Source organism: Clostridium estertheticum, assembly GCF_026650985.1.
GTDB classification, from domain to species: domain Bacteria; phylum Bacillota; class Clostridia; order Clostridiales; family Clostridiaceae; genus Clostridium_AD; species Clostridium_AD estertheticum_C.
In genome coordinates this window covers 5040310-5055640 of the sequence record NZ_CP086239.1, presented here as the reverse complement: position 1 = coordinate 5055640, position 15331 = coordinate 5040310, and the positions used below count along the sequence as shown (strand labels likewise).

Sequence of the window (15331 nt, the reverse complement as noted above, 5' to 3'; positions counted from 1 at the left end):
TACAATATTAATACATTCAAGAGGTAATTTATACCTTAATTTTTAAAATAATTTACTTACATTTAAGTAAAACGTATATGTTGTTTAACTATATCATACTTTTAACTACTTTAAACTATATTCTTAACCAATTTAAAGCACATTTTTTTGTGAATTATAGCAAAAGCTATTGACTAATTAAGATTTATATACTAGAATTAAAGTTCGAGTCAAATACTCATAGACAGTTCGCAACCATCCTGTCTTAAACTAAAACTATGGAGGCACAAAATTGAATATTAAATTAAATGAAGGAACTATGTCTGTAAAAATAAGAAAAATCGTTTTTGCAGCAATGGTGGCTGCTATTTATGCGGCTTTAACTCTAAGCTTATCGTTTTTCAGCTTTGGAGTTATTCAATATCGCGTAGCTGAAGGACTTACTATCCTGCCTTACTTCGCATCCTTTTCTATTCCAGGATTGCTAATAGGTTGTATAGTTTCTAATATTATAAGTCCACTAGGTATTATGGATATGGTTTTCGGTTCCCTTGCAACACTTATATCCGCAATTTTAACTTACTATATTGGTAAGAGCAAACTAAAGTTTAAAAAAATACTTGCTCCATTACCAGCTGTGCTAGTAAATGCCTTTGTTATAGGCATACTGTTAAAGCTTTTATATGTCAAGGACATGCCCCTTTTACTTTGTATGCTGCAAGTTGCATGGGGAGAATTAGTCTGCTGTTATGGAATTGGATTACCTCTTATTTATATTATTGAAAAGAACTCAATTTTGAGGAGTTTTTTAAAGTAATAATGAAAAGCAATTTAATTTTGCTTTTTTAGTTTAATATTTATTGTTTTGTATAGAAAATTGTAATAATAGATGTATTTGATACTTTATGAGAAGAAAGAGGAATTTTAATTAATGGAAAAAATTAAATTTGATGAATTAGGACTAAACGAATCTGTACTACACGCTATACAAGATTTAAAATTTGAATACCCATCTGATATCCAAGAAAAAGCTATTCCAGTAGTACTTGCTGGCTTTGATATCATAGGTCAGGCTCAAACTGGAACTGGTAAAACATTAGCATTTGGTGCACCCATTTTAAGTAGAATGGAAAAATCAAACGGTAAAGTTCAAGCAATAATAATGTCTCCAACAAGAGAACTTGCTGTTCAAGTTGCTGAAGAACTTTCCCGAATTGCAAAACATGAAAGAATTAAGATATTACCAATCTACGGTGGTCAATCTATCGATAGACAAATATCCGCTCTAAAAAGAGGAGTAGATATTGTAGTTGGAACTCCAGGAAGATTACTAGACCATATTAGAAAAGGCACTTTAAAACTTGCAAATGCTAAGTTTCTTGTTTTAGATGAAGCTGACGAAATGTTAAACATGGGCTTTATTGAAGATATTGAAAGTATTATAAGTAATTTAAGTGCAGATAGACAGACTTTACTTTTCTCAGCTACTATGCCAAGAGCTATTAAAATATTGTCAAAGAAATATATGCATCCTGAAACAAAGATTATTGCTATAGAAAAGAAATCTTTAACAGTTTCTACTATTAAGCAATATTATTATGAAGTAAATAATAAAAACAAGTTTGAATCATTATGTAGAATTCTTGATGTTGATGCTCCTAAGACTTGTATACTATTCTGTAAAACTAAAAAAGGTGTAGATGAGTTAGTTGATGCATTACAACCTAGAGGTTATACTGTAGAAGGTATGCACGGAGACATGAAACAAAGTCAAAGAATGAACACTCTTAAGAAATTCAAAGAAGGTAATTTAAACTTCTTAATTGCAACTGATGTAGCTGCAAGAGGAATCGATGTTGAGGATGTTACTCATGTAATAAATTATGATTTACCACAAGATAGCGAATCATATATACATAGAATTGGTAGAACTGGTAGAGCAGGTAAAGAAGGTACAGCATATAGTCTTATAACAAGACGTGAATTATCAGCTATAAGACAAATTGAACGTGATACTAAAAGTGTAATTAACAAAAAAACTGTACCTACTATAACAGATATTTTTGCTGCTAAATCAGATACTATTATAGATCAAATAAAATTAGTTCTAAAAGAAAATTTATATGAAAACTTTCTTCCACTAGGACAAAATCTTATTTCAGAATTTGGTGATGAAGATGTAGCTGCTTCTTTAATAAAAATTATTTTTGATAAAGAAGTTAACTATAACTATGCAGATGATACTACAACAACAACATCTGATACTGTTAGACTATTCTTATCTATAGGAAGAATGGATGAAGTTATGACTAAGGATATTATCGCTTTCTTATGTGAAACTGCTAATATTAACAAAACTGAACTTGGCCGTATTGACATCTTAGATAAATTTTCTTTCTTAGATGTACCTTCAAACTTAGTTGATGCTATTTTAAATAATAGTTCAGGTAAGAGATTAAATAGCAGAAAAGTAAATATTGAAGTTGCTAAATCTAGAAGATAATTTTAACAAAACAAAAGAGTACCTATTATGGGTACTCTTTTGTTTTGCTAATTTTATACACAATATTTTTGTATTTTAATTACGTTACCACCCTCTCTAACATACAATATATAAGGGGTGATAACTATGAACAAATTTAAGAGGCTACTTTATACTTTAACCTATATCTTATTGATTGAGATATGTCTAATATATTTTGTTTATAAATAAAAATATTGGATTCCTTATTTACATTATCTCAGCTTTATAGATTTCCTCAAAAGCACATAATTTTTGCACAATACCACTACTCTTAATATATCTTGGCGCTAAAATTGTATACATCGTTGTACTGTACTTTGAAGTTTCATTTTCATCATCTTCATCATCAATCACAAATTCTATATTCTTAACTTTTATACTAACACTGTCAAAATATTTTTCTAGTTTTTCTACCATGTCTTTTTTGTTAACATATTGAATTTCCAATTTTAGAACATTAGTATTTTTAAAAAGCTTAGTCTCGAAAGTCTTAAGAAATACTAATACTATAAAAACACATATAGCTGATAATATCGTTAGAGTATAATACCCGAGTCCAATTGCAAGACCAATACAAGCAACTGTCCATATGCTAGCTGCAGTAGTAAGCCCTTTTATTGATCCCTTATCATGTATAATAGTACCTGCCCCTAAAAAGCCTACCCCTGTTATAACTTGTGCTCCTAGTCTTCCAATATCTACTTTCATAGCCGATTGGAGCTCTGGATGTTGCAAAATCATATTCGTTGTTTCTTGAATAGAGTATAATTGTATCATTGAAGTAATTGCCGCACCTAGACATACTAATATATGCGTTCTAAACCCAGCTGGTCTATTTTTAAACTCTCTCTCATATCCAATTAAACCACCGACTAAAACTGCAAGCGCAAGCCTTATTGCTACTTGATATACTAACATGTACTTACCCCCATAAATCCATTGATAACATTATAATTTAATTCAAATATTTTAATTCAATACGGTTTGATTTTAACCATTCTATAACAAATTCATTTATACAATAGTCTTCATATTTATAATACTCATTTGTAGTAAATTCATCATCTTCGCATCCATCAATTGTATTTTGTTTATCCATTAGAATATGTTTAAACTTTTTTGTAGGCTCATTGCTTTTTAATGCCTCCGTTAATTCTAATTTTAAATCAGAATTACTGATTTTAGTTTTAACATATTCCTTCATAGCTTTTATATAGAAATCCTCATCCATTAGTGGAGTAATTAAATACCTATTTGCCTTATCTTCATTAATAAGTATCGCAATACTAACAAATTCTTTTAACCAATTATCGAAGGTATTTTCCTCCAATGTCCCATTTTCTAATGCTAAACTTACTTCTGTTGGAATGTATATAACCTCGCCAGTAACTGAATCTAGATAACTTTTTCCTAAATTGTCATCAACATGCGAAATCGTTTCTATAAGTGCTTCCATATCAACCGCAACGTAATTCAAAACTTTTCCTCCTTAAATTGTACAATAATTATTTTATATTTATAATAAAAAGCCAATAAACCCAAATGGTCTATTGGCCTATTTACTTATTCTTCAAATGTTGATTCATATTCTTCTAATACTTTTGCGAATTCTTCCTCATCTTCTACTGCAATGTATTGTTCTTTATCGTCTACTAATTCTATTTTATAAACGAAAGCATCATCCTCTTCTCCTATTGGAGCGAGCAGTGCATATTTATTTTCATCTAATTCAATAATTTCAATTATTTCAAAATCAACCTTTTCTCCATCTTCATCTAACATTGTAATAACTTTATTTTCTTCCATGACAATTCCCCTTTCAAACTTAATAAACATATTATACCGTTAACCTCGCCAAAATGTCCATATAAAAATATAGATTTAAATTATTTTAATCACTATATCCATACATTCCTCTAATAGATACTTCCCCTGATACAATATGTTCAACATTGCCACTAGAATTCTCAACAACTAATTCACCTTTATCACTTATATCAATAGCTTTTGCTATTGTTACTTTTCCTCTATTTATTAATTGAATTTCTTTACCTATAAGGACAGAATTTTTTCTACATATCTCTAAAGTTTCTTTTATACTATCATTTTCTACAAAATCACTATATAACTCTTCAAATATATTTAAAATACTAGCAAGAAGTAGCTTTCTGTCCATAAGCTTACCACTTTCAATTTTAATCGACGTAGCCACATCTTTTAGATCAGTTGTAATATCTTCTTTTTCTAGATTTACATTGATTCCAATTCCCATAACTAGGTAATTTACATGATCTATTTCTCCACTCATTTCTGTTAATATACCACATACTTTTTTACTATTAAGTATTATATCATTAGGCCATTTAATACTTGTTTTAACCCCCATTTTCATAATAGCTTTTTGAACAGCAGCTGCTCCAAGCAGTGTTATTTTTGATATATTTTCCGTAAGTATATTAGGTCTAAGTATAATCGACATCCATATACCCTTATATTTTGGTGATAAAAAATTTCGTCCGAACCTTCCACGTCCTAATGTTTGCTCTTCGCTTATAATAACTGTGCCATGTTCTTGTCCCATTTCCGCAAGTTCTTTGGCTTTAGTGTTTGTTGAACCTATAGAATTGAAGTAAATAATATTTTTACCTATGCACTCTGTATTTAGATAATTTTTAATTTCCTCAAATGTGAGTATATCAGGTGATGAGATTATTCTATAACCCTTTCTTGAAATAGCTTCCACTTCGTAACCATCCTCTTTAATAACCTTTATATGTTTCCAAATAGCCGCACGACTAACTCCTAAAACCTCACTAATCTTTTGACCAGACACAAAATCATTTCCACTGGCCTTAAGTAATTCAAGAATTTTTTCTTTCATAATATCAACACCTTTTTTATTTTATAATATAGCTAGGAATGTGCTTTCAGTTTATTATAATCTCCTATATCCCTCTTCTTTATATCCATGTTTGCCTTTAAGTGTTAGATCAATATCCGAAAGTAACTTATCTTTATCAACTGGTAACGTTCCAGAAAGTGATATATAATTTGAAGCATGATTACTTCTAAAAATACAGTTAGTAACTTCTACGTTTTCAAGAAATTCTTTTAACTCCTGAACCACTTCCTCCGGAGTTAATACATGGAAGATACCATTTTGTATATCTTTATAAATAGGAGTTCCGCTTTCTAACATTAAAGTCAAAAATCCAACATAATCTGGATTTATAGCACTTATAAGTTTCGCAGACTCTATAGCATTCTCACTGATTTTATCTCTTCCCCCTATACCCGAAATCAGAGTAGTTGATAGTTTTATTCCACTTTCTTTAACCTTTCTTCCTGCCCTAATCAAATTTTGCGCAGTTACACCTTTATGTATACTCTTTAATATTTCATCACTTCCAGATTCAACTCCAAGATACAAAATACCAATCCCCAGAGCCTTAAGCATGCTAAGGTCCTCTACTGACTTTGCTAAGATATCATTAGGCGTAGCATAAACCCCCACTCTCTCGCACCCTGGAAACAACTCTTTTATCTTTAATAAAATTATTTTCAATTCACTAGTTTTAAGAACTAAAGCATCCCCATCTGCTAGAAATATTCTTTTAACTACCCCATAATCTAACTTAGCCTGCTCAAGATCAGATATAATGTCTTTTAATTCACGTACCCTAAACTTCTTATCCTTATACATCCCACAAAAAGTACATCCATTATGTGAGCACCCAATAGTAACCTGTACAATAAGACTATAAGCCTCACTAGGCGGTCTATACACTATCCCCTCATACTCCACTAAACTCATCTCCCAATCTTTCAAATTACCCCCTATAGCCTAAAAGGCTATAGTTCTTTTGAATCATCCTGATAATTTTGTTAATTCCAATAGTATACTAATAGCATAATGCTTCGGCAATAAGCGTATATATTGTGTAAACAGCAATTGAACAAACCTTAGTAATTCTTAATTTATTTTATTTACCTCTGCGTAAGAAAACCGCATGTTTGAGCGGAGCGAGTTTGCGGTTTTTAGCAGATGTAAATAAAATAAATTTTAGAATTACAAGGTGAAGTGAATGCTGTTCTAACAATATATACGCTTATGCTAGAACTCGCAATGTCCTAGGAAGCTATAGAAACTTATGTAGATTACTTAGAAGACAACAACTGCGATTCACACTTTTTAATGAAAGATTTGATGTTCTCTTTTTCCTCGCAGATTTTAGTGTCATTCATATCACCTCTGCCAAGTCTATCACACTCCGATAACAAAGCAATTTCTTTAATGGATATATCTGCAGCCATTTCTTTAACATTTCCAAATGGTAAGTTTTTTGTTACAAAAAGAGTTTGCATATGCCATCTAACTAAAGCTGTCACCTGATTAATTAGTGCTTCATCCTTTGTAAGTGCGCAAAGGAACTCCCGGCTAAGATTCGCACCAACTTTATCATGATCATAAGATGTTATTTTTTCTTTTTTAACCTTTGTAGTAGGTGCTTTCCCTAAATCATGTAATAAAGCAGCCCACATAAAAGCAATAGGATTCTCACTAAGTTCTTTTTTCTTTGCAGCATTATCTATAACTAACATTGTATGTTTCCATACATTCCCTTCTGGATGATGAACTGGTGATTGGGGAGTCTCAATCAGATTTCTCAATAATTTATACGGATATAGTGTGTAAATATCTTTATTATTTATAATTTCATCAAAATATAAAGACGGATTTTTATCCTCCATTAGATGTTTTTGAAACTCTTCAAACATTTTAACCATGCACTAATTCCTTTCTATTTATTATTTTATTTCATAATTTTTTATTGTTATAACAAAAGAGCAAGTTATCTTATCTAAACTATATACTATTTTAGTTTAGATAACAAACGCTTGCTCTTTTTATTAATATCTCTTTATTAGTTATTCTGACTTGTTTCCACCGTACTCACTTTTGTTAGTTGTAAAAACGCTATCATTGTATGCACTTTCCTCAATGGATTGAATAATTTGATTTTTAGAATGTGGATTTTTGGATTTTGTGTCTTTGTTAATATAATTACGGGAATTATCTTTACTAGCTTGTTCACGACTCTTCATACAAAACCTCCTAATGACTTATTATAGATTTAAAAAATACCAATCATCCCTTATATGCTGCGATATTAATGCTCGCTATACTTTTTCAATACTTTTTTAAACTCATCGCCCTCACCTATTGATTTATATTCTACTTCGCCATTAACTACAACTGACTTATAGGCATACGCCTCATCTGAATCCTTAGGTCCAACTATTACATAATCAGTTCCATCCATTTTAATAGCATCAATTAGTTCTAAATCAACTTTATCACCATTTTCATTTAGAACAGTAATTATTTCATTAGTTTTCATATACATACCTTCTCTCATGTAATTTAGCAATTTGTTTTTACGTGCCCTCTTATTTTGTTCCTAATTTAATGTTTTATACCAAATATTTATAATAAGTAATAAAAATGAAAAATGCTTTGTTATCAAATAATTATTTAATAACAAAGCATTTTTTTATTGTGGTGGAATGTGTAGATTATTATTTAATAGATTCTGCAACCTTTATTAATTCACTCTTTATAATTCCACCTTTACCAGCAGATAAAAAATAAATCGCATCCTTAGTTTCCCAATCAATGTTTCTATCATCACTTATTACAGCATTTACACCATTAATTTTCGTTTTTTCAATTGTGCCATCTGTTGAAGCTATAGATTTAGTGGTTTCATCTGGAAACCTTTGTTGCATATATATAGATTTTCCAGTTTTCTCATTAGTGAAATACAACCCAATATATTTACTATTTTCAACTTTTTTTTCATTCTTCTCTTTATAAAATTCTGCTCTATCAAATTTATATCCTTCTGGCAAAAACGTTGGAAGCTTAACATTAAAGCAAGTATAATCATTCAATTTACTAGAATCTTTTACTTCAACTACACCTTTTTCCCTTTCTTTGTCCATTTTTTCTTGCTCAGCTACAGTTATTATTTTACCAGCCTGCATATGCGCAATTTTTTCCCCTTTTGCTGTGAATAATTCATTGTGATTGTCCTGCGTAACTACTTGTACTTGCTTTCCTTGTTTATCAAAAACTTTGCCTTTATACTTATCTGTAAGCCTCATTTCTTTTATTTTAGATGGTTCCGTTTGTATAACGCTTATATGTCCTAAAGAGATAGTTTTTATTACTTTCTCTGCTATATCTTGGGCAAAGGATGTTTGCATTATAGAAACACTTACTATACATATTGCTGCTACTGCAATAGCAGCTTTTTTAAATTTATTTGATTTTTTCATAATATTTTCTCCTTTATTTTCACTTATGCTTTTTAAAGTTTTATTCATTACCCCTTTTTTATTGCTGTTTTTACTAAAATCTTCTTTTGACATATTCTTGCTAAATTCTAAAAGTTCATTATATTCACTAGATTCTATTTTATTCTTATCTTCTATACCATTAAAATAAGCATCCATTTCTCTAGAAAATTTATCTTCAATTCTCTTATTGCTCATATCGTTTCCTCTCTTCCTCAATTTTCTTTTTTAACTTTTTCATTGTTCTATAAAGTATTACTCCAACATTGCTTTCCGTAATATCTAATATTTGTGCTATCTCCTGATTTTTAAGATTTGCACCAAACTTAAGAGAAACAATATTTCGATCCCTTTCATTCAAAATGTTCAAAGCCTTTGAAAGTTCACTGTTACTTTCTGCTGATAGTAATATCTCTTCGGGAGTTTTTCCTTTTGCTACTAAGTCCTTAATTGTGTCAAGAGAAAATAATTTATGCTTTTTTAGACTTCTAAAATAATCATTTACTATGTTTCTAGCTATAGCAAACATCCATACCTCAAAAGGTGACTTACTTTTAGAATAAATTTCTATTTTAAACATTACTTTTTCAAAAACCTGACTTGTAAGGTCTTCTGATGTTTCAATGTTATTAACACGATAATACATATAGTTATAAACTCTTTTGTAATAGATTTCAAAAATATTAGCAAATTTTTCTTCTTTACATAATTCTTCTGTAATTTCTTTTTCATATGAAATATCACGCACTGCAAGTTGCTTCATCTTTTTAAAACCCTCCTTCCCTTGTTTTTTACTCGGCCAAGTAATCTCATGTGTTAATACGTAAAATTTTTCATTCCATTACATATATTTTAATCTTTTTAATATATTGTGAAATGAACAAGCAATAAATAATTCCCTCAAACCTTAAGTCTGAGGGAATTTAATAATTCTTTAATTTTATATACTTTTATACTTTTATATATTCATTATAAATTATAGATAAAAGTTTATCTTTAGTATTAAGCTCCGAATTTTCTAAGACTATGTTTAAAAGAAATTTTAGCATAACACCTATCTGAGTTCCGGGCTTAATAGAAAATTCACTCATTAAATCTTTACCGTTTACTGCTAGTTCTTTTATAGATAATGGAGCCTTAGATTCTATTATAGCTATAGTTTGTTTTTCAACGCTATTAATTTCATCTAATCTAATTTGAGGAAACCGTGACCCTAAAGCATCTGCTCTTTGCAACTCAAAAAGGCTAAAGACTAAATTCATACTAGTTCTATTAATAAGACGTTTGACAGAAATATCTGTTGGCTTTGTAAGTACATTCATATGCTCTTTCACTAAAATTTCAATTTCAGTTATACTCTCATTATCAAATTTAAGTCTTCTAAGTATTTGACCTGCTATTTTAGCTCCCTTTCTATCATGGTCATAAAAATGTCCTATACCCTTAGTGTCAATAGTAAAACAATCCGGTTTAGCTATGTCATGAAGTAATCCTGCCATTCTTATGTTAAGAACTGGTGGACATTTTTCTACAACTACTAATATGTGTGAAAATATATCTTTGTCATGGTGAGGATTTCGCTGATTAAATCCTACTGTTAATTGAAGTTCTGGCAGTATAATCTGCAATAAGTTAGTTTCTTCAAGTAATTTAAAAGCTTTTGTAGTGTTATTAGATACTAACATTTTACATAGTTCATCTCTAATTCTTTCAGTACTTACATTTGATATAAGGTTACAATTCATTTTTATAGCAATCATAGTTTTTTCTTCTATATAAAAATCTAGTGAGGCCGCAAAACGAATAGCCCTAAGCATTCTTAGAGCATCTTCCTTAAATCTTTTATTAGGTTCTCCTACAGCTCTAATTATTTTATTTTTCAAATCAAAAATACCGTCAAAACAATCTATAAGACCATCTGCCTCGTTAAACGCTAAAGCATTTATAGTAAAATCACGCCTTGCTAAATCTTCTTGTAAATTTGAAACAAAAGTAACACCACTCGGTCTTCTATTATCTAGGTATTCACCATCTATTCTGTAAGTTGTAACCTCGTAGCCCTCTCCATTTACCATAACAGTAATAGTCCCATGTTTTATCCCCGTTGGAACAGTCTTATCAAAAATTTTAATTATATCTTCTGGCAGGGCATTAGTAGTTATATCATAATCCTTAGGAACAGCTTTTCCGATTGTAGCATCACGTACACTACCCCCCACTATATAAGATTCATATCCATTGTTTTTTAAAGTATCCAAAATTATTTTTACATCATTTGGTATAAACATAACTCCTCCAATATTACTTTCCGTTTATTCATTACAATTTAAATATACATTGCTATTGGTATAATCTCAATTACAGGTCCATCAATTACTAGATTGTTTGAATCATAATCTCTAATTAAAGTTGTATCTTTTAGAAATCTGTTTTTAAATTCTTTAAAATACTCCTCATTTAAATAATCAAAATAAGTTCCACTAAGCAAATCATTGCTATTTATTTCAGTTTTATTTTTATTTGGAATTCTTACCACCTTACCAAGAACAGTAATTTTTGCACCTTCAATATAATCTAAATTATCTGCCATATGTTTTATCTCCAGAGGCACTATAACTTTTGTATTACTATTACCAATATTACTACTAATAAACTTTATACATTTTTCAGTTTTGCAGATTTCCATATCATCTTTTAGAATTTTTAAGACTTGCCTTTTAACTTTATGTTCTTGACTTTCATCACCATTTTCTAGTGGCTCCGGTGAAAATGCTAACTGCATTTCCATAACTCTAATTATATCTTCTATATATTCTAATACTGGATTTTTATATAATTCCCCAGTGAACTGAACAAAATCAAATTCCTTAATATTTGCCACATCACTTTCATTCGTAATGACCTTTAACATATTTTGCTCATTTAACATATTCTTTAATCTTGACAAAATTGTTATTACAATTGAAACTCTCTCTTCAATTTTCTGTGATGTAAATTCATTTAAAAATTGAACATTTAAGTCACCTTCCATTATTTTACCACAGGTAGCTTCATATAATGGTGTATTTGTACTAATCGTTAACAGCTTCCTTGTACTTTCACTTTTTATTTCTGCAAACTCCTCAATTACAACTGTATATAAATTATTTATCATATCTCCATTAGTATATAAAGGTATTAGTGCTCTGTTATCCATATTTTCATACCCCCATAAGTCAGCACTTTCAGTGCTGTATTGTTAAAAACACTGAATCACTTTCAGTGCTGTTATATAAAACAATACTCATAACTATTTTATATTACTTTGCATAATTTAGAACAATAACTTGTAATGGGATTCTTTATTTATAACTAAATACACTATTTTTTCTTTAGTAATATTGATTTCATAACTGCAGTTTCGCCATATTTATTGCGCAAACTATCTATAGTTTTATCTATAACTCTTTTCTTTTCATCACTAGTGTTATCAATGTCAAAAATTGATATTTGTTTAAAATTATCATCACATAAATTATTAAGAGAAACTCCCAGTAATCTTATGGGCTCACCTTTCCATAATTCATCAAAAAGAGTCCTTACTGTTTTTAGTATCTCCTGGGTTACATCCGTAGAGCTTTTTAAAGTCGTACTACGCGAATAATCAATAAATTCATGATTTCTTATAGTTACCGAAATAGAGTAGCAACACTTTTTTATATTTCTTAATCTACTAGCCGTATGTTCAACTAATTCTAGCAATACTATATAAGCCTCGTTTTTACTTTTAATATCATCTGCGAGTGTTGTTGAATTGTTTATTCCTTTTAACTCCTGTTTATCTGATTTTACATCTCTATTATCTATGCCATTAGCATACTCCCACATCATCCTACCACTACTTTTAAAATGGTATTTCAAAAATTGGGCATCGTACTTCGCTAAATCTCCTATAGTAAATATATTTAAATTATTAAGCCTTGGAACACTTCTACGTCCAACCATGAAAAGCTCTCCAACTGGAAGATGCCACAATTTTTTTTCTACCTCATTTTTATAAAGCGTATGGACCTTATCCGGTTTTTCAAAATCAGATGCCATTTTTGCTAGTAGCTTAACATCTGACATACCTATATTTACTGTAAACCCTAGCTCGCACTTTATCCTATCTTTAATATCATATGCAAGTCTTAGTGCTGCTTCTTTAGAAGTATTATAACTTGTTACATCTAAATAACACTCATCTATAGAAAATTTCTCAATAAACGGTGTATAGTCACCAAATATTTTTCTCATAGCCTTACTACAGCTTTCATATAACCTAAAGTCAGGTGATACAACTACAAGGTTTATACATTTCTTTCTTGCAGTAAATAAGCTCTCCCCTGTTACTATTCCACTCCTTTTAGCTATCATAGATTTTGCAAGAACTACCCCCCTTCGCGACTGTTCATCTCCACCTATTACAGCAGCGATATCCCTCAGGTCTATCTTTTCTCCTTGCTTTAACCTATTCGCAGCACTCCAAGAAAGAAATGCTGAATTAACATCTATATGAAATATAAGTTTTTCGTTAAATTTAGTCATATAATCTCATCCTTTTTATAAATCATCTATAAGAGATATTATATATATTTTTTATATAAAAAAGCAACCTATCCTTAATAAAGAATAGGTTGCTTTAGAATAAAGATACGGTTGCTTTAGAATAATTAGTTAATATATCTTATGCTTTTATATTAGCCTTTATATAATCCTTTATTTCATCTGCATCACCAAATGTAAGTACTGGTGCTGATAGTTTTTCACATTCTTTAAAGCTAGAATTTGTAATAGTTTTACGTGCCCTTAATATTGAAGCTGCACTCATACTAAATTCATCTAGCCCAAATCCAAGAAGTACAGGGATAAGATTTGCGTCTCCTGCCATCTCACCACACATATTTACAGTTATTCCGGCTTTATGTCCATTATCTATTACTATTTTAATAAGTCTTAAAACAGCTGGATGATAAAAATCATATAAATATGATATTTTCTCGTTCATTCTATCTACTGCCAAAGTATATTGAATCAAATCATTAGTACCAATGCTGAAGAAATCTACCTCTTTAGCTAAAACATCTGATATTATTGCAGCAGATGGTATTTCTATCATGATACCAACTTCAATATTCTCATCAAAAGTTACTCCCTCAGACTTAAGCTCCTTTGTGCACTCCTCAAGTAATTTCTTAGCTGCTCTAAGTTCTTGAACATTACATATCATAGGAAACATGATTTTAAGCTTGCCGAATGCAGATGCTCTTACTAAAGCTCTTAATTGAGTTTTAAATATATCTGTTCTATCAAGGCAAAGTCTTATAGCTCTATATCCTAGGAATGGATTCATTTCCTCATCCATAGGTAAGTAATCTAATTTCTTATCTCCACCTATATCTAATGTTCTTATAATAACAGGTTTTCCATTCATCTTTTCAAGAACTGATTTATATTCTCCAAATTGTTCTTCCTCAGTTGGTAGAGCATCGTTTGCCATATATAAAAACTCAGTTCTAAATAATCCTATAGCTTCTGCACCATTTTTCAGTACAGCTCCTAAATCTGCAGCTGACCCAATATTGGCAGCTATTTCAACTTTTTTGCCATCAGTTGTTATAGATGACATAGTAGCATATTTAAGTAATTGATGTTTAGATTCAATAAATTCTTCTCTTTTGATTTTATATTCATTCAAAGTTTTCTCGTCTGGTTTAATAATAACTAAACCTTCTTCTCCGTCTACAATAATTAAATCACCGTCTTTAATTTGATGTATATCACTACCTGCACCTACAACTGCTGGTAATTCTAAAGAACGTGCAATAATAGATGTATGAGCAGTTCTTCCTCCTATTTCAGTTACAAAAGCTAAAACCTTTTCTTTATCAATCTGCGCTGTATCTGATGGAGTAAGGTCTCTTGCAACTAATATACACTCATCTTGAATGTCTGCAATAGATGCAACTTTTATTCCCATTAATATATTCATCACTCTTTTACTTACATCCCTAATATCTACTGCTCTTTCTTTCATATATTCATTATCCATATTTTCAAAAACAGCGGCTGTTTCTGTAGATACGGTTTGTAGTGAGTACTGCGCACTTACTTTATCATCATCAATTTTCTTTTGAATAGCACCTATAAATTCTGGATCTTCAAGCATACATAAATGTGCTTCGAATATTTCTGCTTTTTCATTTCCTAATTTTTCTTTTACACCTTCAACCATTTTTTCAAGCTCTGCAATTGCTTCTTTTAATGCATTATCAAACCTAGCGACCTCTCCCTTTGAATCGGAAACCTTGCTTTTCTTTACTTCAACTACTTCATCGCTAATAACTAATGCTTTTCCTATAGCTATTCCAAATGATACACCTATTGCTTTTAACATAATTTTACCCTCCTGTTATTCCTGTTTTTATAATTTCGATTATATTTTTTTCT

General features: G+C 30.1%; 16 protein-coding genes. 2 read left to right on the top strand and 14 right to left on the bottom strand.

Going from position 1 to position 15331, the window contains the following annotated elements:
- The first annotated feature begins 271 nt into the window (after positions 1-271).
- Both LL038_RS24095 and LL038_RS24090 read left to right on the top strand, forming a co-directional pair.
- Entirely contained in the window at positions 272-796 is a 525-nt protein-coding gene (locus LL038_RS24095) for a QueT transporter family protein (protein ID WP_369700372.1), read from the top strand.
- A gap of 114 nt (positions 797-910) precedes the next feature.
- The gene (locus tag LL038_RS24090) at positions 911-2482 is read left to right on the top strand and encodes a DEAD/DEAH box helicase (RefSeq protein WP_216122917.1); all 1572 of its coding nucleotides are present in this window, start codon (positions 911-913) and stop codon (positions 2480-2482) included.
- Between the two features lie 228 nt (positions 2483-2710).
- Here the strand turns inward: LL038_RS24090 and LL038_RS24085 are convergent, their stop codons facing one another.
- The 14 genes from LL038_RS24085 to ptsP all read right to left on the bottom strand — a co-directional run bounded on the left by LL038_RS24085 (position 2711) and on the right by ptsP (position 15278).
- On the bottom strand, positions 2711-3421 hold the full coding sequence (locus tag LL038_RS24085) for an MgtC/SapB family protein (RefSeq protein ID WP_216122915.1): 711 nt from the start codon (positions 3419-3421) through the stop codon (positions 2711-2713).
- Positions 3422-3458: 37 nt separating this feature from the next.
- Positions 3459-3980: a UPF0158 family protein gene (locus LL038_RS24080; RefSeq protein WP_216122912.1), complete on the bottom strand. Its 522-nt coding sequence runs from the start codon at positions 3978-3980 to the stop codon at positions 3459-3461.
- 86 nt (positions 3981-4066) lie between these two features.
- Positions 4067-4309: a DUF1292 domain-containing protein gene (locus LL038_RS24075; RefSeq protein ID WP_162523245.1), complete on the bottom strand. Its 243-nt coding sequence runs from the start codon at positions 4307-4309 to the stop codon at positions 4067-4069.
- 85 nt (positions 4310-4394) lie between these two features.
- Positions 4395-5384 (bottom strand): biotin--[acetyl-CoA-carboxylase] ligase, encoded by a 990-nt coding sequence (locus LL038_RS24070; protein ID WP_216122910.1) that lies wholly within the window; start codon positions 5382-5384, stop codon positions 4395-4397.
- A 54-nt stretch (positions 5385-5438) separates the two neighbouring features.
- Entirely contained in the window at positions 5439-6308 is an 870-nt protein-coding gene (locus LL038_RS24065) for a radical SAM protein (protein WP_216122949.1), read from the bottom strand.
- Between the two features lie 353 nt (positions 6309-6661).
- Positions 6662-7291, bottom strand: coding sequence for an HDIG domain-containing metalloprotein (locus LL038_RS24060; protein WP_216122904.1), 630 nt, complete (start codon positions 7289-7291; stop codon positions 6662-6664).
- A gap of 141 nt (positions 7292-7432) precedes the next feature.
- The gene (locus LL038_RS24055) at positions 7433-7609 is read right to left on the bottom strand and encodes a hypothetical protein (protein WP_216106908.1); all 177 of its coding nucleotides are present in this window, start codon (positions 7607-7609) and stop codon (positions 7433-7435) included.
- 65 nt (positions 7610-7674) lie between these two features.
- On the bottom strand, positions 7675-7905 hold the full coding sequence (locus LL038_RS24050) for a DUF1292 domain-containing protein (RefSeq protein ID WP_071614069.1): 231 nt from the start codon (positions 7903-7905) through the stop codon (positions 7675-7677).
- 178 nt (positions 7906-8083) lie between these two features.
- Positions 8084-9061: a DUF4367 domain-containing protein gene (locus LL038_RS24045; RefSeq protein ID WP_216122903.1), complete on the bottom strand. Its 978-nt coding sequence runs from the start codon at positions 9059-9061 to the stop codon at positions 8084-8086.
- Positions 9051-9626, bottom strand: a complete 576-nt coding sequence (locus LL038_RS24040; RefSeq protein ID WP_216122902.1) for a sigma-70 family RNA polymerase sigma factor — start codon at positions 9624-9626, stop codon at positions 9051-9053. Before LL038_RS24040 ends, LL038_RS24045 begins: the two co-directional genes overlap by 11 nt.
- 187 nt (positions 9627-9813) lie before the next feature.
- Positions 9814-11151, bottom strand: coding sequence for a CCA tRNA nucleotidyltransferase (locus LL038_RS24035; protein WP_216122901.1), 1338 nt, complete (start codon positions 11149-11151; stop codon positions 9814-9816).
- A gap of 38 nt (positions 11152-11189) precedes the next feature.
- A complete protein-coding gene (locus LL038_RS24030; protein ID WP_216122900.1) occupies positions 11190-12059 on the bottom strand; it encodes a DUF6414 family protein in 870 nt (289 codons plus the stop codon).
- A gap of 164 nt (positions 12060-12223) precedes the next feature.
- On the bottom strand, positions 12224-13429 hold the full coding sequence (locus LL038_RS24025; protein ID WP_216122899.1) for a Y-family DNA polymerase: 1206 nt from the start codon (positions 13427-13429) through the stop codon (positions 12224-12226).
- 139 nt (positions 13430-13568) lie between these two features.
- Entirely contained in the window at positions 13569-15278 is a 1710-nt protein-coding gene (gene ptsP, locus LL038_RS24020; RefSeq protein ID WP_216122898.1) for a phosphoenolpyruvate--protein phosphotransferase, read from the bottom strand.
- Between the last annotated feature and the right edge of the window lie 53 nt (positions 15279-15331).